Annotated in this window: 14 protein-coding genes; 5 read left to right on the top strand and 9 right to left on the bottom strand. The window is 62.9% G+C overall.

Annotated features, from left to right (window positions below; genetic code table 11):
• Positions 1-138: 138 nt before the first annotated feature.
• From ACMDCR_RS13380 to ACMDCR_RS13370, 3 genes are all read right to left on the bottom strand, one after another.
• Positions 139-4443, bottom strand: coding sequence for a translocation/assembly module TamB domain-containing protein (locus ACMDCR_RS13380; protein WP_413992997.1), 4305 nt, complete (start codon positions 4441-4443; stop codon positions 139-141).
• Positions 4443-6449 (bottom strand): autotransporter assembly complex protein TamA, encoded by a 2007-nt coding sequence (locus ACMDCR_RS13375; RefSeq protein ID WP_413992996.1) that lies wholly within the window; start codon positions 6447-6449, stop codon positions 4443-4445. Before ACMDCR_RS13375 ends, ACMDCR_RS13380 begins: the two co-directional genes overlap by 1 nt.
• Before the next feature lie 428 nt (positions 6450-6877).
• Positions 6878-7375: a DUF2165 family protein gene (locus ACMDCR_RS13370; protein WP_413992995.1), complete on the bottom strand. Its 498-nt coding sequence runs from the start codon at positions 7373-7375 to the stop codon at positions 6878-6880.
• 230 nt (positions 7376-7605) lie between these two features.
• Between ACMDCR_RS13370 and ACMDCR_RS13365 the strand changes: the two genes are divergently transcribed.
• Positions 7606-8010 (top strand): lysozyme inhibitor LprI family protein, encoded by a 405-nt coding sequence (locus ACMDCR_RS13365; protein WP_413992994.1) that lies wholly within the window; start codon positions 7606-7608, stop codon positions 8008-8010.
• Positions 8011-8026: 16 nt separating this feature from the next.
• Positions 8027-8326, top strand: a complete 300-nt coding sequence (locus tag ACMDCR_RS13360) for an MliC family protein (protein ID WP_413992993.1) — start codon at positions 8027-8029, stop codon at positions 8324-8326.
• Positions 8327-8453: 127 nt separating this feature from the next.
• Here ACMDCR_RS13360 and ACMDCR_RS13355 read toward each other — a convergent pair whose 3' ends face one another.
• The 4 genes from ACMDCR_RS13355 to ACMDCR_RS13340 form a co-directional block, all read right to left on the bottom strand.
• Positions 8454-9212, bottom strand: coding sequence for a hypothetical protein (locus tag ACMDCR_RS13355; RefSeq protein ID WP_413992992.1), 759 nt, complete (start codon positions 9210-9212; stop codon positions 8454-8456).
• Between the two features lie 510 nt (positions 9213-9722).
• Positions 9723-10820: a TRAP transporter substrate-binding protein gene (locus tag ACMDCR_RS13350; protein WP_413992991.1), complete on the bottom strand. Its 1098-nt coding sequence runs from the start codon at positions 10818-10820 to the stop codon at positions 9723-9725.
• Positions 10821-11243: 423 nt separating this feature from the next.
• On the bottom strand, positions 11244-13151 hold the full coding sequence (locus ACMDCR_RS13345) for an ABCB family ABC transporter ATP-binding protein/permease (RefSeq protein ID WP_413992990.1): 1908 nt from the start codon (positions 13149-13151) through the stop codon (positions 11244-11246).
• A 182-nt stretch (positions 13152-13333) separates the two neighbouring features.
• Positions 13334-15022, bottom strand: a complete 1689-nt coding sequence (locus tag ACMDCR_RS13340) for a LysM peptidoglycan-binding domain-containing protein (protein ID WP_413992989.1) — start codon at positions 15020-15022, stop codon at positions 13334-13336.
• A gap of 413 nt (positions 15023-15435) precedes the next feature.
• On the opposite strand from ACMDCR_RS13340, the gene ACMDCR_RS13335 reads away from it, so the two are divergent.
• The 3 genes from ACMDCR_RS13335 (at position 15436) to ACMDCR_RS13325 (ending at position 18258) form a co-directional block, all read left to right on the top strand.
• Positions 15436-16851: a hypothetical protein gene (locus tag ACMDCR_RS13335; protein ID WP_413992988.1), complete on the top strand. Its 1416-nt coding sequence runs from the start codon at positions 15436-15438 to the stop codon at positions 16849-16851.
• A 62-nt stretch (positions 16852-16913) separates the two neighbouring features.
• Entirely contained in the window at positions 16914-17516 is a 603-nt protein-coding gene (locus ACMDCR_RS13330; protein ID WP_413992987.1) for a TIGR00730 family Rossman fold protein, read from the top strand.
• Between the two features lie 154 nt (positions 17517-17670).
• Positions 17671-18258, top strand: a complete 588-nt coding sequence (locus tag ACMDCR_RS13325) for a YceI family protein (protein WP_413992986.1) — start codon at positions 17671-17673, stop codon at positions 18256-18258.
• Here ACMDCR_RS13325 and dhaL read toward each other — a convergent pair.
• The gene (gene dhaL / locus ACMDCR_RS13320) at positions 18248-18889 is read right to left on the bottom strand and encodes a dihydroxyacetone kinase subunit DhaL (protein ID WP_413992985.1); all 642 of its coding nucleotides are present in this window, start codon (positions 18887-18889) and stop codon (positions 18248-18250) included. The two genes, ACMDCR_RS13325 and dhaL, sit on opposite strands and share 11 nt — an antisense overlap.
• A gap of 43 nt (positions 18890-18932) precedes the next feature.
• Positions 18933-19940, bottom strand: coding sequence for a dihydroxyacetone kinase subunit DhaK (locus tag ACMDCR_RS13315; RefSeq protein ID WP_413992984.1), 1008 nt, complete (start codon positions 19938-19940; stop codon positions 18933-18935).
• Between the last annotated feature and the right edge of the window lie 50 nt (positions 19941-19990).

Here is a 19990-nt window from a genome sequence, read left to right as displayed (position 1 = left end):
GACACGAGCGCGCGCTCTCACGCTGGCTGCGGTGAAGTTACAACGGCTATATTCGTGGTGCCTCCCTCGATAAACTTCAAAAAACGGTGGGACAGACACGTCACTTAACCACCTGATTATAAAGGAAGAAATTTCACCTCAATATTCCCGCTCGTAGTAGATCCCGGCCTTCGAACCGTCTGTGCCGGCCTGACCCCTCAACTTGAGGTTCTTCGTAACGTCGAGATTGACGGTGGCGTCCGTCTGCCCGCCCACGCCTGTGGTGACGCCGAGGTAGATATTGTCGCCGATATAGCGGCCGGCCTGCACGGCGGCATTACCCGAGGAATCGGTGACGACGCCGAGGTTGTCGAGGCCGGTGGACTTGCGGATGCTGCCGAGAAGGTCCGGCCCCGAGGAGCCGCCTGCCAGCTGGGCCACGGCAGTGGCAAGCTGGACGATCTGCAGCGGCGAAAGGTCCTGGATGCTGCGGCCGAACAGGAAATGCGCCATCACCTCGTCCTGCGGCAGCTCGGGCACGGAGGAGAGCACGATCTGCGGATCGGAAGCCCGGCCGGTGACCCGCGCCGTCACCGAGATCGAGCTGGATTTGGTGGTCGCCACGAAGTCGATCTGCGGGTCGAGATCGCCCACCAGCGTCACCTTGCCGCTGTCGAAGACGATGTGCTGGCCGATAACGTCGAGCGAACCGCGCCTCAGCTCGAAGGCACCCACCGGCGCGAGATTGGAGGCCGGCCCCTTCAGGGACATCTGGCCGCCGAGTTCTGCATCGATGCCACGTCCGCGCACGAAGATACGGGCCGGCGCATCGATGGTAATGTCGAGCACGACGTTCGGGCCGGAGCCGCCCTTGCCGCCCTTCCTGCCGCCCTTCGTCGGCGGATTGGCCTTGGCGAGCGTGCGGGCGACTTCCGGCGGTGGCTTGAGATGCTTGACGCCCAGCATCGCCGCGTTGGTAGCGAAGCGCTCGGGGATGGTGATCTCGGCGCGCTGGATGGTGATGCGCCCGCCAACCACCGGCTGCGACATCAGCGGGCCGCGCACAGTCATGTCGCTGCTGATTATCGCGGTGGCGAGATCGCCGTCGGTCAGCTTGGCGTTGCGCGTGGTGATGGTGAGGTCCGCTGTCAGGTCCGGCTTGAGCGAGACCGAACCGCTGGCGCCGAGGGTGCCGCCTCCTTGGGTGGCGGCGCTGAACTGGGCGATGGTGGCACGGTCCCCGTCGAAGCGCACGGTGGCGGTGATGCCCGTCAGCTTCATTCCCGTGTCGGGATCGCTGAGCGTGCCGCCCGCAATCACGGCCTGGCCTGAAACAACAGGCGCTGAGATCGAGCCGCTGGCATTGGCGTTCAGCGTGAGAGTGCCGGTGGCGCGCGCGCCGCGATCCCTAAGCAGCCCGTTGGCCAGGGCAAGCGGGGCCGAGCCCTGCACAGCCACGGAGAGGCCTGGCCCCGACAGCGGCACCTGCCCATGTGCGGAAACCGTGAGGCCGCCGCCGCCGGTGACGCTGGCCCTTTCGAGCGTGACCGTCTTGCCGGCATAACGGCCGTTGGCGGAAAGCTGCAGCGCGGAGAGCCCCATGCCCTTGAGCGCTGCGGCATTGAGGTTGGTACCCGTAACCTGGAACTCGGCGCTGGGATCAGCGGTCTTGCCGGAAACCTTGGCGTTGGCCGACAGCGTGCCGCTGGCGCCGAGACCCGGCGAGAAGAGGTTGGCGAGCGATACCGGCAACTGGCTGACGACCACATTCATGGCGATGGCATCGCCCACGGTGCCGTCAACCGCAACCTGACCGCCTTGCCCGATGCGCAGCACAGCCTTGGGGATCGTCACCCCGCTTGAGCGACTGGCGATCGTCACTGGTGAGGCGAGCGAGGCGGAAATGCCCTGCTGCTGCACGGACAGCGTGTCGAGCCTCGCATCGAGCCCGTCTGCAGCCGGCTTAACAGCCCCGGATATGGCGAGCTTGCCCTTTGGCATCGTGCCCTGGACCTGGAAGGCCGTGCTGTTCGCGCCCTCCGATTTCGCCGTGGCCTGAAGCTGATTGAGGATGAAAGAACCGGCCTGGACATTACTGGCCGTCGCGGTGCCGGCAATCGCGGGCACGCCCCGCAGGTCCGTCGCGGTGAGATCGATATCGGCGGCGCCAATGGTGTTGGTCTCGATCCTCAGCGCCTTGGCCTGGGCTTTCACTGCGGCATTCTGCTTCGTGCCGTCGATCGACAGGGCGATATTGGCCGTAACCGAGCCAGAGGCCTTGGTCAGAAGCAGGGGTGCAATCGCGGCCATGTCCGGTATCGCCGCCGTCAATTGGCCGCTGGCGAGATTGTCGGGCCGAAGCGCCAGATCGCCAGCGATCTGCGCGGCGCCGGCGCTCATGGTGAGACCCTTGAGCTCATGCGTTGCATCGTCGGTCGTGACGATGGTCGCAGCGGCCCGGACCGGCATGCGATCCAGCATGCCCGAGAGATTGAAGGTGCCGTTGACCAAAGGGCCCGCGACGCTGCCGGTGAAATTGACCCTGCCACCGGTGAAGGGCTTGCCTTGCAAGGTCAGATTCGGCGCGTCGATATCGGCGACGACATCCGGCTTCTCGGCCGTTCCCTTCAACGTGGCGACCAGATCGATCGCGCCGGAAGCACGATCCGTCACCAGCTTGATGTCCGTAAGGCCGGCAGTCGCCTTGAAGTCCATAACCTTGGCGCCGTAGAGGCCGTTGGCGGAAGCGTTGAACTGCTTGTTGCCGAGATTGACGGCGTCGAAATGCAGACCCTGCTCGTCGCGCCGCACGCCGCCCTTGAGGCCGGTTACGCCCCTGAGGAGGGCGTCGGCCCGGGGGTCCCCGATCACCACGTCGGTGGCGTTGCCTTCGAAGGTGAGGTTCAAGGCACCGCCGGCGAGGCCGATGTCGCCCTTTGCGGAAAGATCTGTCTTGCCGCGCATATCGCGACCGGCAAGGCCCGAGAAAACGGAGATATCAGGCGTTGCCAGCGTGTAGACACCGCTCAGGGTCGCCCCTTCCACCTTGCCGGTGAAGCCCACCTGAGCGGCATTGGCCGCGAGATGCACGCCATCGATGATCACTGGCTGGCCGGCCTGCCATTTGCCGGCAGCCGTGAGATCGAGCACCTTGCCCAGCGCCTTGGCGAGCGCGGGATCGGTCGAGCTCAACCCGTCGCCATGCCCGGTGACCTTGAAGGTCACGCTGCGGCTTTGAGGATTTTCGAGATTCTGCGCATCGCCGCCGGCCTGGATGGTTGCGCTCTCTGCCTGAACCGTGCCGGCCACCATTTTCTGCAGGTCGAAATTGGCATTCCATCCGCCATTGCCGAACTGCGCCTTCAGGGTCATGCCCTTGATATGCGCCCCTCCGCCCGGCAGCAGGATGTCATGGCCATCGGTCGCGCCGAAGGTGCCATCGAGCTTGAGGTCGGTCGGGAAGGCGTCGGGCGAAAGGGCGGCCGACAAGGCGAGGTTGATCACCCCGGACTTGACGGTAGCATGGTCGAGCGTATAGCCGCCGCCCGCCGCCTGCCCGCCCGCCACCGAGATGGCCGACTCGCCCCTCACGAAATCGGCATAGGCAGGATCGACCAGCCGCTCCAACGAACCGTTGAGATCCGACTTGAAGGTCAACCCGGTGGGTCCCTGCGCGATCGTCGTCCTGCCGCCGAACAGCTTGGTGCCATCGGCGGAGAGGGCGAGATCGGCCGCGAAATTATCGAGCGGGCCGGAGCCGACGATGGTGAAGCCGAGCGACGGATTGCCGGGCACCTTGAGCATGCTGCTCAGAAAGCCGCCATGCGGCTCCTGCAGCGACAGGTTGAGGCTGAGCTGGCGCGTGGCATTGTCGAAATCGGTGGTGAAAGTGAGATCGCCACCCGGCGGCTGGATGCGCTTGACCAGGAGTTCGGCATGAAGCTTGCCGCCTTCCAGCAGGGCATTGCCATTGACGTCGAAGACGGTGTCCTCGCCCGCGAGTGCCGCAGAAAGCTTGACAGCTGGCACGGCGAGCTTGCCGAGCTTGACCGATACCGGCAGCTCCGGCAGCGAAAAGCCCTGCGAACTCGCGGCGGCCTGCACGCCCTGCGCCGGGTTCGGTTTGCGCGTGACCTCGATCGAACTCGCCTCAAGCGAATCGATGTCGAGCCTACCGGTCAGCAATGCCGTACGGCTCCAGACCAGATGGGCATCCTTGATCGTGAGCCACACGCCCTGACGGTCGGCGATGGTGATCGAGGAGATCTTCACGTCCGAGGATAGCGCGCCGTCGATCTGGCCGAGCGAGATCTTCTGGTCGGGGGTCGAGATCGTGTTCTCGACATAGGAAACGAACCACGACTTTTCGCTTGCATCGTCAGCGCGCGCAGGTGCGAGCTCGCGCAGGCCAAGCGGCAGGGCCACGGCGGTGACGGCGATGGCAAGGGCGATCCTGCGCCGCATCAGAAGCTCTCTCCCAATCCGATATAAATCGCCGCCGGCGGCGTATGCTGGCGCTTGATCCTGCCGTTATCGATCACGCGCCCGTTGATCTGCGTCAGGCCGCGGGCAATGTCGAGCCGGATGGCACCGAGGCCGGTATAATAGCGCAGGCCGACGCCCGCGCCGACCTTGATGGTTTCGTCGAAGGTCGGGAAGGAGGAGGAGAAGGCGCTGCCTGCATCGACGAAGGGCACGATACCGATGGAGTCGGTCACTTTCACGCGCATTTCCAGCGAACCTTCCGCGAGCGATTGGCCGCCGACGATGAAGCCGTTGGCCAGCCGCGGGCCCAGGCTGCGATAGTCGTAGCCACGCACCGAACCGCCGCCCCCGGCGAAGAACAGGCGATCGGCCGGCATTTCGTCGGCGGGGGCTCCCGTAATGGAGCCGATCGCCACGCGACCGGCAAGGACATAGCGGCCCATCGAATCGAAGGAGAAATAGGCCGAGCCGTCGACACGGCTGATGAGGCCGAAATTGCCGAATTTGGCTTCATAGAACGGCTCGACTTGGCCCTTGAGGCGATAGCCCTTGGTCGGCTCCAGCTTGTCGTCGGTGGTGTCGTAGGCAAGCTCGGCCGGCAGGCTGAAGAGCAGAAGGTCGCGCTTGTTGAAGCGGTCGTCGACCTGGTCGTACTCACCATTGACGGCGATCTTGCCGGTCAGTTGCTCCGAGAACTCATGGGCGAGGCCGATTCTGGCGCGGAAAGTATTCTGCGAATAGGGATCATAGACCTCCCGCTTGGCAAGGAGCTGGGCGGTGAGGTCGGTGAAGGGATCCCAGATGCCCGGCTTCACGAAGGTGATGCCGCCCAGATATGTAAAGTTCGAGGTATCCACAGAATCGATGCCGGCAACGCTGGCCTCCAGGCGCAGGCGCTCGGCCTGGCCGAAGAGATTGCGGTGCTCCCAATAGCCATTGAGGCCAGCGCCATCGGTGGTGGAATATTCGGCGCCGGCACCGAACACATGCAGCGGGCGCTCCGTCACCGTAACCATCAGCGGCATCAGGCCATTGCTGTTGATCGGGCCCTCGGTGATGCTGGTGGTCGAGAATACCTGCAGATGCTGCAGGCGGCGCTTGGCAAGCTCGATATCGGCAGGATCATATTGGCCGCCTGGCTCCAGCCCCATCTGCCTGGCCGTGAAGGCCGGATCCATGTCCTTGGTGCCGTCAACGGTGACCTGGCCGTAGTGGGCAAGGCGTCCGGGCTCGACGGCCAGCGTCACGTTCAGCCGGTTATTGACGTGGTCGGCTACGATCTTGCGCGGCAGGGCCTTGGCCTTGGGATAACCCTGGCGGCGCCAGGCATCGATCATCGCCTGCTCGGCCGAAAGTACGATATCGGAATTGGCGGGATTGCCGGGCAACAGGCCGAGGCGCTCTGGCGTCTTGATCTTGGGGTTCTCGTCCGCCGGGCTCGGCGGCGCCCTGCCCTCGAAGCTGATCTGGCCGAAGGTGAAGGCCGGGCCTGGATCGACATTGATTACCACGGGCACGGGATGGGGCAAGGTGGCGTCGGACTGGATCTGCTCCAACGGCTTGCCATTCACCAGGATTGAGATCGAGCCGCCATAATGCGCATTGGCGTAGAGGGCGCCGAGAATACGGTCATATTCGGCGTGCGCCTTGGAGAGGAAGGCCGGCGTGGAGGGCGGGGGCACTTCGTCCTTGCCGCTGTAGAGGGCGGACGCTGTCTCGACGGCCGCCTTGATGTCCTTGTCGCCGCCATTCACATTGACGCTGATGGTGTACGGCTGGGCATCAGGCGAGGTCGACTTCTGCTCGGACTCAAAGAAACTGTAGCCGAAGAGCTTGAAAGCGGCGGCGGGCTGCGGCTTGAGCCCGGCAACAAGCGCCACAACGGCGACCGAAAGCGACAACCCCTTGGCGAGTTGAGGGCGCGACAGGGAGAGGCGGTCGAGCCGCAGACGCCCCCTTATCCCCTCTGCTTCACCCCTCGCCATAGAACAGCGCCCTCATCACGCCACGCCGCGGGAGCGCCGCCCCAGATTGGGACCTTACGCCAAAGCGGCTGTTCAGATCAACCCAGGGCCGTATATCATGATGAAGAACTGGTTAATCGATCAAACTTGCTCTTCTCTTCAGGGTATTTTCCCTAACGTATTATTTATTTCTTGGGATTGAATATACTTAATTACTGGAGACTGATCGATAGACTGCGCTCAGTTTGTAGATGGCGAGGTTGATGCAGTAAAATCCAAAAGCCTGCGGAAATCCGATTAACGAGCTTCCTGCTCAAGGCTGCCAGATCTATCTTTGCGGAATGCCAAAAGTTTACAACGCGTTAATTGCGCCGGATTTTAACCGGCCAAGGCAGTTCCGAGGGATTTTTCACCGAGCCGGCAATCCCTGGCCATCCCCAACCAAGTTTTCAGCCGCTCTTCGGCCTGCCGTCAGGTATAAGTGTAGCAAGAAGAACGACGCCGAGCATGCCGATGAAATCGAAAGCCTTCTGCTGGCCGTTCCAGATCTGGGACTGCCACATGGCGAACCATTCCCCGCCGATCGCAACAAATCCGACCAGGTAGAGCAAGAGCCCCAGGGTCAGCCCCGCAATCGCCACGGACTTTGCTCCGTCGAAGTCCGGTGCGGCGATTCTGGCGAGCAACAGAGCCGCGCCAACCCAAAGCAGCAGCGAGACCAACACCTCGCAGGCAATGATTGCTATATAGCCGGCTTGCTGCAATGCCGGGCTTGTAACCGCACGCCAATGGATCGCGGAATTCGGGAAGGTGGTGTCCATCGACAGGACGTGCTGCACGAACTGCCAGTTGCTGTCATAGTCGGTGATATTTCCGAAGGCCACGAGCGTAAAGAACAGAGCGGCGGCGCCGATCAGGGCAAACTTGGACAGGCGGACCAGGATCATGTGAACACTTCCTCTCTCGATGCCGGCCGGCGATGGAGCCGGGCCAATGAGACATCTTCAATTCTTATTGTCAGAAATTACCTATAATATATATGACATGACGTTATTACGCTTATTGGCAAATTCCAACATTCTCTTGTTGCTAATCGCTTATATGATCCATCGCAATTGGATTGAGATGGATAGAAGATACTGATAGAACTCCAATGATCCACCGATCGAGGAGCCTCATGGCAGTCCACAAGACATTTGGCGCAGCGGAGCAGGTTGCGCTCGGCCGGAAGCACGCCACCGCCGCCCTCATCGTGGCCGGCCTCGCTGGCGTGGCGCAACCGGCCGCAGCGGCCGACTACGCGCCGATCGATTGCGCGAAGGCCAGCCTGCCGACCGAACAGACCATCTGCCGGAACTACGGCCTCGGGCAGAGCGAAGCCCGCATGGCGACACTTTTCGGCATCGTGACTTCGCTCGTCGCCATGGGCCAGCGCGGCGATATCGGCGATACTCAGCGGCAGTGGCTGAAGGCCCGCAACCAGTGCGGGACGGACATTGCCTGCATTGCGGAGGCCTACAAGGCACGCATCCTGACCCTCTCAACGGTGATGGACGGCATCGCCTCGCATGGCCCGTTCTGAAAAATCGGAGGCAGATATGAAGCGCCTTTGTGTCGTCGCAGCGATCGTGGGCCTGGCCTGTCCGCTCCCCGCGCAGGCTGGTCCGAGCGTTCGCTATCGCTGTTCCGATGGAAGCCGGATTGTCGCGGCCTTCGACAATCGGGGCACCGGCAGCGCGACTCTTACCTTCGGCCGCGGCGTCCCACCCCTCACCTTGCCGCAGGCGATGTCAGCCGATGGCGGGCGTTATACGGACCAGTCCACCGAATTCTGGATCAAGGGCCGTGGCGCGACGCTGACGCGGGGTGGCAATACCGTGACCTGCAAGACGCGCTAAAGCGTTTTGCGATTTGACGGAATCGGCAAGAATCGCAAAGACGCGTCGAAACAAAGAGTTAGAGAAAAGAAGCGTTTACGCCTAAACGCGTTTTGCTCTAGAGGCACGGTCTCCAGGGGTCGGAATGTCACAACCCCGAGCCGATCTCGGCAATGGCAGAGCGCATCGGCTCGACCGAGACGCGGATCAGCCCGCTGGTCGGCGTCCCCAGCTCCAGGATAATCAGCACACCGCCGGAGATCGCGAGGGCACAAAGCAGGAGAACGATGATCACGGTCGCGTTCTTGGGCGCGAACAGGCCGAAGCTGGCGAAAAGCAGCGCCAGCCAGAAGATCAGCAGGATCAGGAAGGCCGGGGGCACCGCGATGCCTGTCTTCTCGACCAGTAGCCAGCGCGCTTCCGAAATCGCCTGCGTGATCGCCAGGGCGCGCGCGACGATCTGGCGCTCGCGCTCAGTCGTCGGCGTCAGATTGGATATCTGATCCTCGATCGCCTCGAGTTCCTTCAGGGTCTGGAGATCGCCGCCCTCTGCGGACAGCGGATTGGAGAGTTGGGAGACCTTGTTCTCGGCATAGGCCTTGAGGGTGACGCGGATGTCATGCACCTGAGGGCCATAGCGCAGCAGGACCCGGTCGAGCTTGACGATGTTGATGGCCAGACTGTCGATCGCATCGGCGCGCTGCTTGAACGAATTGCTGGCACTGGTGATCATCAGGCCAAGCACCAGCGCCGCCAGCGTTCCGACGACAGCCATCGACACGGAGACGGCCGTTCGCGTTTCGGCACTCAGATGCGGTTCGGGCAGGTGCTGGGCAAGGGCAACACCGGCCAATGCGCTGCAAAAGATTGCAAGGAAGGAAGCCAGGCTAATCCAGACGGTGCTCATCAATCCACATTCCGCAACGTCAAAGACAAGGGACAGTACTTATTTCGCTCTCAAAGAATTTAAATTCTTCGGACAACCGCAATGGTTCAAACCTTTGAGCTTGCGGCACTCTAAAGCATAAAAATCTGCCACCATCCAGCGCTGCTGTTTATTTTCGGCGGAAGCGTTAGAGACAAAAATGAGATCCGAATCTAGGCATGCATAAGATACACTTGAGGACGCCAGCTTTACACCGGATGGGTCATGGCATCGGGCGCACCATCGGTTGACGCAACAGCGGCGGTGCGGCTGTCCGAAACGGGGCGAGTTTTCGCTGCCCCCTTCCCTACGGCGCCCGTTTTTGTCGTACTCCTTATCGCGCGCGCCTATGCCGAGCGTCGGCCATGCCTTCGTCGGGCGTGACAGAGCGGCCGCGGCCGTCCAGTGGATCGGGGGACGATTCCAAGGCCTGCCCGCGCCATCCAACTGCCGCCATGCCGGTCTCGGCCCGGTAGTTGCGCGCCTCGAACCTCAGCCGCCCTTGGGATAGTTGTAATCGAGCAGCCTCATATTGGTGTAGCCCTGGTCGCCGATACGGGTCCACAGCAGCGTCGCCTGGCGGAAGGCGAAATAGGAGGCGGCGATGCGCTTGGTGAGGTCGTCGCCGTTGTCGACCATTTCGCTCAGCACCTCGCCACTCGCCGTGCCGAAGGCCTTGAACACTTCATCCGGGAACTGCTTGAGCATCACGCCCTGCTCGGTCACCGCCTGCGCGATGGCGATCGGAGAGCGCGCATTGTATTCGGCGAGCGAGCGCGAGTTTTCCTCAGTGCAGGCGACCTCGATGGCGACCTTGTGGGTGGTCGGCAAGGCATCCAATTTGGCGCTGTTCACCTGCAATTGCAGGGCGGCGCAAGGCTCCTGGAAACCTGGCCAGTAGCAGAACTTCGCTGCATTCTGGAAGCCGAAGGAAAGATCGTTGATCGGCCCCATGAACTCGGCCGCGTCGAGATCACCGGACTGCAGCTTGGGCAGGATCTGGGAGCCTGGCATCAGCATCTGGTTGACGCCGAGCTTGGCGAGGGCCTGCCCCGCCAGCCCGCCAATGCGGAAGCGCAGCCCCTTCAGATCGTCGACCGTGTTGATTTCCTTTCGGAACCAGCCACCCAGCCGCGCGCCTGTATTGCCGGCGGCGTAGGCCCGGATGCCGAAGCGCTCACCGAGCTCGTCCCACAGCCCGCGCCCGCCACCGGCATAGATCCAGGCATTGAATTCCTGCGCCATAAGGCCGAAGGGAATGGCCGAGAAGAAGGCAAAAGCCGGCGACTTGGAAAGGTAATAGGCCGACATGTCGTGCGACATCTCGGCATCGCCGGACATGACCGCCGTCATGTTCTGGTCGACGGGCACAAGCTCGCCGGCGGCATAGAGCTTGATGGTGAGCTGCCCCTGCGTGAGCACGCCGATGCGATCGGCCAGGCGCTGCGCTCCGGTGCCCGCGCCGGCCAGCCCCTTGGGCCAGGCTGTCACCATCCGCCATTCTACGAGATTCTGGGCCAGGGCGGGGGCAGCCAGGGCACTGGCGGTAACAGCGGCAGCTCCGGCAAGAAAACGGCGGCGGGTCGACATGATCTGTCCTTCACGGGGCGGAATTGGGCTCCCAGCGCGGTGAATAAACTGCAGCCAAGATGAACTGGGGATGAAGGCTCCCTGAGGAGCGTACTACTGGGCGCGCGAACGTCCTCGTCCATATGCGCTAACTTTGTGGTGTGAGGCGATGGAAACTGGAGGGGCGATCACCGATCGCCCTCTTCCCTCCCCGCAAAACGTATCGTTTCCGAGATTGTCGATCAGTGATCGACACTCCAACTGCGCGCCCTTCCAGCAAAGTTAGCGCCCATGGACGTCCTCGTCCGCTCTTGAACCTGGACTTTTCAATAAATGGTGCGGTCACGAACGGCAAGCCGCCGCCCAAATTGGCAACCGCTTCGTTTCAAGAGTGAATCGTCCGACACTCTCTCGAGTGTCCTAGGGACGTCCGCGCTCCCAGCGCTACCCCGCCAACGCGTCCCGATAAACCGGCGAGCCTTCGTCCTGCGAGCGCTGCAGCTTCTCGCGCGCTTCGTCCGCCTCGCGCTGGCGGTTCCACATGCCGGCATAGATGCCGCCACGAGACAGAAGTTCCTCGTGATTGCCACGCTCCACGATCACACCCTTGTCGAGCACGATAATCTCATCGGCATTCACCACGGTGGAGAGGCGATGCGCGATCACCAGGGTAGTGCGGTTCTGTGAAATGCGCTCCAGCGCGTCCTGGATCTCCATCTCGGTATAGGAATCGAGCGCCGAGGTCGCCTCGTCGAGCACCAGTACCGGCGGCCCCTTGAGGATGGTGCGCGCGATTGCGACACGTTGTTTCTCGCCGCCGGAAAGCTTAAGGCCGCGCTCGCCCACTTCCGTCTCGTAGCCCTTGGGCATGCGGCGGATGAAGGTATCGATCTGGGCGAGGCGGGCCGCCTCCTCCACCTCGGCATCGGTGGCATCCCAGCGGCCATAGCGTACATTGTAGCGGATGGTATCGTTGAAGAGCACAGTGTCCTGGGGCACCATGCCGATGGCGGCGCGCAGGGATTTCTGCGTCACGTCCCGCACATCCTGACCATCGATCAGCACCCGCCCGTCATTGACGTCGTAGAAGCGGAACAGCAGGCGAGAGATGGTCGACTTGCCGGCGCCCGACGGGCCGACGATTGCCACCGTGGCGCCGGGCGCCACATCAAACGAGAGCCCCTGCAGGATGGGACGGTCGGGATCGTAGCTGAACACCACATTGTCGAAGGTGACGCGCCCTTCGCTGACCTGCAGCGGCTTGGCATCAGGGCTGTCCTTGACCTCGGTCTCCTTGTCGAGAAGCTCGAACATGGTCTCGATATCGGTGATGCCCTGCTTGATCTCGCGATAGGCAAAACCAAGGAAGTTCAGCGGCGTCGCCAGCTGCAGCCACATGCCGTTCAGCAGGATGATATCGCCCACCGTATTGACGCCTCTGGAAACGCCAAAACCCGCCAGCAGGAGAGAAGCGGTCATGCCCAAAGTGAAGATGATGCCCTGGCCGATATTGAGCCAGGTCAGCGTCATATAGGTGCGGTTGGCGGATTTCTCGTACCCGGCCAAGGCGCGGTCATAGCGGGCTAGCTCGCGATCCTCATTCGAGAAATACTTGACCGTTTCATAGTTCAGCAGGCTGTCGATCGCCTTCTGATTGGCGTCGGTATCGGATTCGTTCATCTCCCGGCGGATGTCGATGCGCCAGTCGGTCGCCTTGATGGTGAACCAGACATAGATCGCCGTCGTGACCATTACGATCGTGGCGTAGCGCCAGTCGAACTGAAGCAGCAGCATGCCGAGATAAAGCACCAACTGCACGATCGTCGGCAGGATATTGATGGTGGCGAAGCGAACGATGTTCTCGATGCCGGTCCGGCCGCGGTCGATCACCCGGGACAGGCCACCCGTCTTGCGTTCCAGATGATAGCGCAGGCTGAGATTGTGGATGTGCTGGAAAGTCTCGATGGCCAGGCGCCGCACGGCATAGAGGAAGACGGGCGCGAACATGCCGTCCTTCCACTGGGAGATAGACGTGCTCAGGACACGGGTCACACCATAGGCAACCAGCATGGAAAGAGGCAGGCCGGCCAGCCAGATCGCGAGCATGGAGCCCGTCAGGACCTTGCCGCCATTGAGCGCCGCTAGCCCGTCGGTCGCCCATTTCAGGGTGTAGGGCATGACCAGGGTGACGACCATGGACAGGAGCAGGAGCACGAAGGCCCAGACCACCCGCATGCGCAGATCAGTTCGTTCGGCCGGCCACATATAGGGCCAAAGCTGCTTCATGGTGTGAAGGAAAGCGCCCCGGTCAGCGCTGATGCGCTTGCGAGCGGCTGAAATATCGGGCGGCATGGATAGGCTTTCGGCGAAGGAGCACTGGGCACTCCTGGCGGCAGGGTTTTTCTTGGAATGTCGCTGCGTAGTTAGGTCTGCATCGAAGCGACTGCAAGCTTGCGCGGACCAAATTCGCGCTCATGTGGATGACATGTGCCGATGGACGCGCAAAAACTGGCCGCTTATTCCGGCGTCAAAATCTACGGCACCTTCTTTTCCGGCATCACGAAGATCTGGCCTGGATAGATCCGGTTGGGGTTGCGGATCTGATTGGTGTTGGCGTCGTAGATCCAGGTGTACCGAATGCCCTGCCCGTAGATCTTGCGAGAGATCCGCCAGAGATTATCGCCCTGCACGATCGTCGTGGTGCGGATCTCCGGGATGACGGCCATGGAAGGCGGCGGCGTTGTCCCGGTCGGTCCTGCGTCGCCCACACGCACGGGCTGGTTGCCTGGCGCGGCCTGTGTCGCGGCAGCCGGCATGGTGGCCGTGGGCAAGACCGGGTTGCCGCCTTCGGACACGCCGGCGGCAGGCGAAGCCCCCTGCCCCGGTTGACCGGATGCGGCAGGCACGCCGGGGGATGGGGCGGTGCCGGGCGCCTGGACGCTCGCAGGCTGGGCCTGCTGCGGGGTTGCTGATCCGGACACCCCGCGCGTTGCTAGGCTCGAGGACGCCGACACGGGCACCGCCGCGCCCGGGGCGGCCGACTTGCCCGGCGTGGAGGCAGCGGCCACGACGGCCGGAGCGGAACCGGCGGCCGTCTTCTCGGCCATGGCAAACGGCACCTCGGCCCGGGTCAGCACCTGCCCGGTGCCGGCGGCGACATCGTCCACCCGCACCTTGTAGTCGCCCTGTGACATGCCCTTCTCGATGGTCATGCCGAACGTGCCGTCCCTGGCCGCGGTCACGGTGGTGACCAGCGTATCGTTGAGATAGATGCGCAGCGAAGCACCCGGCTCAGCCATGCCGGTAACGAAGAAACGGCCGTTCTCGTCGGCTTCCACCGTGCGGATCGAGGCGTTCGCGCGCGAGGGCGTGTTGCCCGCGCCGTCCTTGGGTGTGCTCGGGGTCGGCGAAGAGGGATTGGTCACGGTGGGCCCATTGCCCGCCGGCAGTCCCTGCGTGGGTGGCGCCGCGGCGACCTGCGAATTGGCGATCGCCTTGCCGGTTGGCGGCACGGCATCGGTCAGCACCTTCGAAGGCTCATTCGGCGTGTTGAGGACGATCACGACCTCCTCGCCGGGCTGCTCCGGCACGCGCACCGAGACCGTCTGCTCCGACTGCGTCACCCGGCCATCCGGCGAAGTGGTACGCAGGGTCAATTCGCACGGCCCCTTGGGCAGGGCCGGCGGCACGATGGCCCACTGACCGCCGACATCGGCGACGGCGCGCGCATAGGTGTTGCCATTGCGCAGCAGTTCCACCGTTGCGCCCGGTGCGGCGCGGCCAGCGATCACGGCGTCACCACCCGGCTCGATGCGCGCGATATCGAAGGTCGGCAGAACCTGTTCCTTCGCCGCCGGAGTGGTATCGGCGGGCTTGGCTCCGGCCGCGGGCGCAGCCGTGGTGCCCGCAGCAGGCTTGGCGGCTTCGGGCTGCGCCGCCGGCTTGGCAGCGACGGGGCTGGGCGCATTGGGTTTGGGCGCCTGAGGTTGCGCGGATGCCTGGCTTTGGGGTGCGGTCGGCGCCTGAACGTTCTGCTGCGGCTGGGATGCGGCAGGCGGCTTGCCGGGCGTGGGCGCCGCAGGCTGGCTGCCGGGAGCAGCGCTGGTCACGGGCTCGGGTGGGGCGGTGGTGGCTGGTTCCCGAACCAGCACGCTGTATAGCGTGCCGACGCTCACGACGCTCGCCGCTCCCACTATTCCAAAACTCTTCCAGCCCACAGCCATCACGCACTCCCGATGCAAGCACGCGCATCGAAACGATTGGTGTCATGCCCGGTGCCGTATCGCAAGTCCGACAAGAAGAAACACTTGCCGAACGCCAGCCCCGGTTTTCTGTAAAATTGCAAATCGCAGCTCCGAATGAAAGGATCGAAAGCGGCGAAGCCTACCTATGACCTACTTTATCCTTGGTAATCAATGTGTTGTTTTGAAGGTGACAGTTTTTTGTTTGACCGCCGCCCTCCCTGTGCTGCCACCCGGTTCAACCACGGGCCTGGCTCCGTTCCCACAACCGGCGCTTGCATCACCATGCCGTACTATCCCGTCGCGATTTTCATAGCTCGAATCTCATTATTCTCATGAGTTTGGACGGAGATCGCGCTATGTTTTTCTCAACTTCGCTAAGCCGGAAAGTCTTCATGTCCAGGGCGCTGCTGGTCTTGCTCACTGTGATCTTTTCGGTGCTGTCCATCGCTACGGCAGCGCCTGCCAAACCGATCAAATCAAAACCGAACAATCCGGCCCAAACTATGGATCCGATGCACATCGCCATTGTACGCGATCATTCGGGCAATTGCGAACCGAACTGCGCCGAATGGATCATGATGCAAGGGGATATAGTGGCCGGTACGCCTCCGTTGCTCAAGCGCGTACTGAAACTGGCCGGCAAGCGCAAGCTCCCCGTTTTCGTCAATTCACGCGGCGGCAAGGTCGAGGCCGGCATCACGCTGGGACAGCTGATCCGGGCCAATCACCTCGACGTGACGGTCAGCAAGACCATCCTCGACCCCTGCGATCCCAAGGACAGGAAGTGCATCGACAATGCCCTGACCGGCCGCAAAGGCTCGCCGCAGAGCTATGCGTCCGAATGCGCCTCAAGCTGCGCCTTCCTGCTTGCCGCCGGCGAGGCCCGACACGTGCCCTATACCGCCTTTGTCGGGGTACATCAGTTCACCAACTACCTCACTACGACACGCTATATGAACACGTATCTGCGCCGGCGCGCACTGGTGAACGGGCACGTGGTCGTCGTCAACCAGAAACTGGTGAAGCAGAAGGTCATCTCCCAGACCACGGAGAAAGTGGCGACGCCCAAATCCACCTATGACCGTGCCGCGCGCTATTTTTCGGAGATGGGCATCGGCGACAATATCAATGCCATTCTTCAGACCGCCTCCCCCGACAGCATTCACTGGCTGAATGGGAGCGAACTGAGTTCCACCCACATGATGACAGATCGGCAGGATGGCATTTCGCAGGTCCTCGCCATCAACGGGGAGCTCGGAGGCAAGACGATCCTGGCCTCCGCGCCCGCCCCGTCGGCCCCGAGCGTGACCATATCGGTCCCGACCGAGCCGGTGCTCGTGCCTCCGGCGCCGGCCAGCCCTCCGCCTGCTGCCGCCACCCGTACGAAGACCTACGTTTCTGCCGACAGCGACATACCGCTCGGTCGCTATCGCGGCAACGACGTCACGGTGGATGTCACCATCCACCAGCATCTGGGCACGCCAGCCGTCATCGTCGACTTCACGCCCCGCGACTCAGCCGGCCCCATCCCGACCATGAACCTGATCGCCGGCGTGCAGATCGGCGACCAGCACCGGCGCGAAAGCCCGCCCAATATCACTGCCGGATCGTTCCAGTCGTTGACGATCCCCGTTCCCGTGGATGAATTCTGCACGCTCCGGCAGACCGACGTCCTCTGGCTCGATCTCAGGGCCGAGCCCGGCGGTGAGTTCGAGGAAGGCAAGATCGCGCTGCAGACCGAAAGCCGCTTCATGACCGCTCATGCCATCCTGGCGGATATCTGTGGGCAGGCGCAAGCGACCAAATGAGCGGCAGTTCCTGCCCACCCATCGGGCTTGACCCCGAGGATGCTGCGTTGCAAAACCGGGGCATGACAAAACTAAGATCGATCTGCGTCTATTGCGGTTCCAGCAGCGGCATCCGCCCTTCCTATGTCGCGGGCGCCCAGCGCCTCGGTGCCGACATGGCCGCCGGCGGCATTCGCCTGGTCTATGGCGGCGGTGATGTCGGCCTGATGGGCACCGTCGCCCGCGCTGTCATCGACAATGGCGGCACCGTCACCGGCATCATTCCCACCTTTCTGCAGCGCCGCGAGCGCATGCTGACCGATGTGGAAGAACTGATCGTCACCAAGGACATGCACGAGCGCAAGCGCCTGATGTTCGAGCGCGCCGATGCCTTCGTTGCCCTGCCCGGCGGCGTCGGCACGCTCGAGGAATTGGTGGAGCAGCTGACCTGGGCCCAGCTCGGCCAGCACAAGAAGCCGATCGTACTGGTGAATATCGACGGCTTCTGGACGCGCTTCCTCGAAATCCTCGACCATATGCGCGAGGAAGGCTTCATCCGTCCGGAGACCACCGTCGAGGTCCTGGTGGCCAGCAAGTCCGAAGACGTGGTGCCGATGCTCAGGACTGCGATCGAGAAGTTGACGCAGGCCGAGATGCAATTGCATGTCGCACCGGAGACGCTGTAAGCCCCGGCCAGAACAAAGCCGAAGTTGTCTCATCGGGGGGTCAAGTCGACTGCCACGATATCAAGCGCCTTGCCAATGTTCCGGCAGGCTGAATAAAACCTGTCATGCGCGTGTTCATCTCGGCCCACCGCTTTCAGGCGAATACGGAACACCCATGAAGCATGGCATCCCCATACTTGCAGCGGCAGCTTTCCTGGCCGGTTCCATCCTTGTTGCTTCGGCCAGTGCCGCCGATCTCTACAAACTCGACCCCGACCATACCCAAACCATCTTCACCATCGATCACCTCGGCTATTCCCGCATCAGCGGCACGTTCCACGACATCAAGGGCACGCTGACGTTCGATGAAAAGAAGCCTGAGACCAGCAGCGTGGAGGTGACGATCGGCACGGGCAGCGTCGATACCGGCTCGGCCGCACGCGATGAGGATCTGCGCTCTGCCGATTACTTCAATGCGGCTACGTTTCCAGCCATGACATTCAGAAGCACGGTCGTAAGGAGGCGCGGTGCCCGCACTGCCGATGTCACGGGTGACCTCACCCTGCTCGGCGTCACCAAGCCGGTCGTGCTCAAGGTGACCTTCAACCGCATGGCGCCTGACTTCCTTCGCGGGAACAGCATGGTGGCCGGCTTTACCGCCTCGGCGAGGATCAAGCGCTCGGATTTCGGCATGAAAGCCTTCCTGCCCCTGATCGGCGATCAGGTCGACATCGCCATCAATGCCGAGGGAGTCAAGCAGTAGCGCTCTCCGCCATCGCATCGAGGATCACGACCGCCGACGCCGCGCCGGGATCCATATGGCCGAGTACGCGCTCGCCCAGACGCGAAGCGCGGCCCTTGGACGCGAGCATGGCCTTGGTCGCCTCCGCGCCCTGCTCAGCCGCTTTGGCCGCGGCACGCAGACAGGCCTGTAGCGACTGCCCCCCGACGGCAGCGGCTCGAAGCGCCGCGGCGGCGGGGTGCCAGGCGTCGACCATCGTCTTCTCGCCAGGCTCGGCTTTGCCACGATCTTGAATGCCTTGCGCCATCGCCGCCACGGCGGCCACCATCGCATCCCGGTCGAGGCTCGCTTTGCCCTTGACGGCAGCGCCCGCTCGCATGAAGGCCGTGGCGTAGAGCGGCCCTGAGGACGCCCCGACCGCGTTGAGGAAGGATTTCGCCGCTGTGTTGAACACTTGTGTCGGTTCGGTCGCGGCGGGATCGAGACCGGCCAGCGCCTGCGTCACCGCGGCGAAGCCCATATCCATGGTGACGCCGTGATCCGCATCGCCAATCACGCCATCGAGAGCCGACAGGCGGTCCTTGTCGGCCTCGATCGCCCGGGCGATGGCATTGAACATCTGGATCAGTCCGGCAGTGGTAAACTCGGTCATCGCTTCGATCCGCGGGAGTGGCATTCTGACGAGAGGACGGGCTTCAGCCCGCGCGGAACATCGCGCAGTCGCACGGGTGGTCGAGAAGCTCCGTCAGTTCCTCGTCGAGGGCGAGGAGGGTGATCGAGGCGCCGGCCATCTCCAGCGAGGTGCAGTAATTGCCGACCCAGGTGGCATGCACGCCGATGGCCTTTTCGGCGAGGCGCTGATGCACGCGCCGGTTCATGACATAGAGTTCCATCAGCGGCGTGGAGCCCAGCGAATTGACCAGGACGGCGACCTTGCCGCCCGAGCGTGTCGGCAATTCGGCGAAGATGCGGTCCATGATCTCGTCGGTCACCGCATCGGCGCTGCGCAGCGGCTCGCGGGCCACGCCAGGTTCGCCATGGATGCCCATGCCGATTTCCATCTCGTTCTCACCGATCTCGAAATTATGCTTGAGCGTATGCGGCAGCGAACAGGGGGATAGCGCCACGCCCATCGTGAAGGTGTGGTCATTGGCCTTGCGCGCCACGCGCTCGCATTCGTCGAAGGACAACATCTTGTCGCAGGCCGCGCCAACGATCTTGAAGATGAAGAAATTGCCGGCGACACCGCGCCGCTTAGACTTCTGATCCAAGGGTGCCGAGGCAACATCGTCCGTGGTAAGCACAGTGCGCACCTCGATGTCATCCATCGCAGCCATCTCGGCCGCCATGTCGAAATTCATGACGTCGCCGGCATAATTGCCATACATGAACAGCACGCCCGCCCCGCCGCTGGCAGCCTTGGCGCATTCCACAATCGGATCGGGAGGCGGCGAAGCAAAGACATTCCCGACCGCGCAGGCGTCCGCCAGGCCCTCGCCGACGAAGCCGAGGAAGGTCGGCTCATGTCCGGAGCCGCCGCCGATCACCAGGCCTACCTTGCCCTGGCGCGGGCCGCTGACGGCGACGACGGAGCGCGGGCTGCCGGGCACCTGCCTGATGTGGCCGGGATGGGCTCGCACCACGCCTTCGAGCATCTCCTCGATGATGTTCTTGGGATCGTTGATGAGCTTTTTGGTGGGCACCGTTGTTCCTCCCATGGCTCGGATCGTCCCACGGTTAAGGAAGACTCACG

Origin of the sequence: Labrys okinawensis, assembly GCF_047345005.1 — a bacterium.
In the GTDB taxonomy this organism is placed as follows: domain Bacteria; phylum Pseudomonadota; class Alphaproteobacteria; order Rhizobiales; family Labraceae; genus Labrys; species Labrys okinawensis.
The sequence above is the reverse complement of the archived record's forward strand: the minus strand, read 5'-3'. Positions and strand labels throughout refer to the sequence as shown.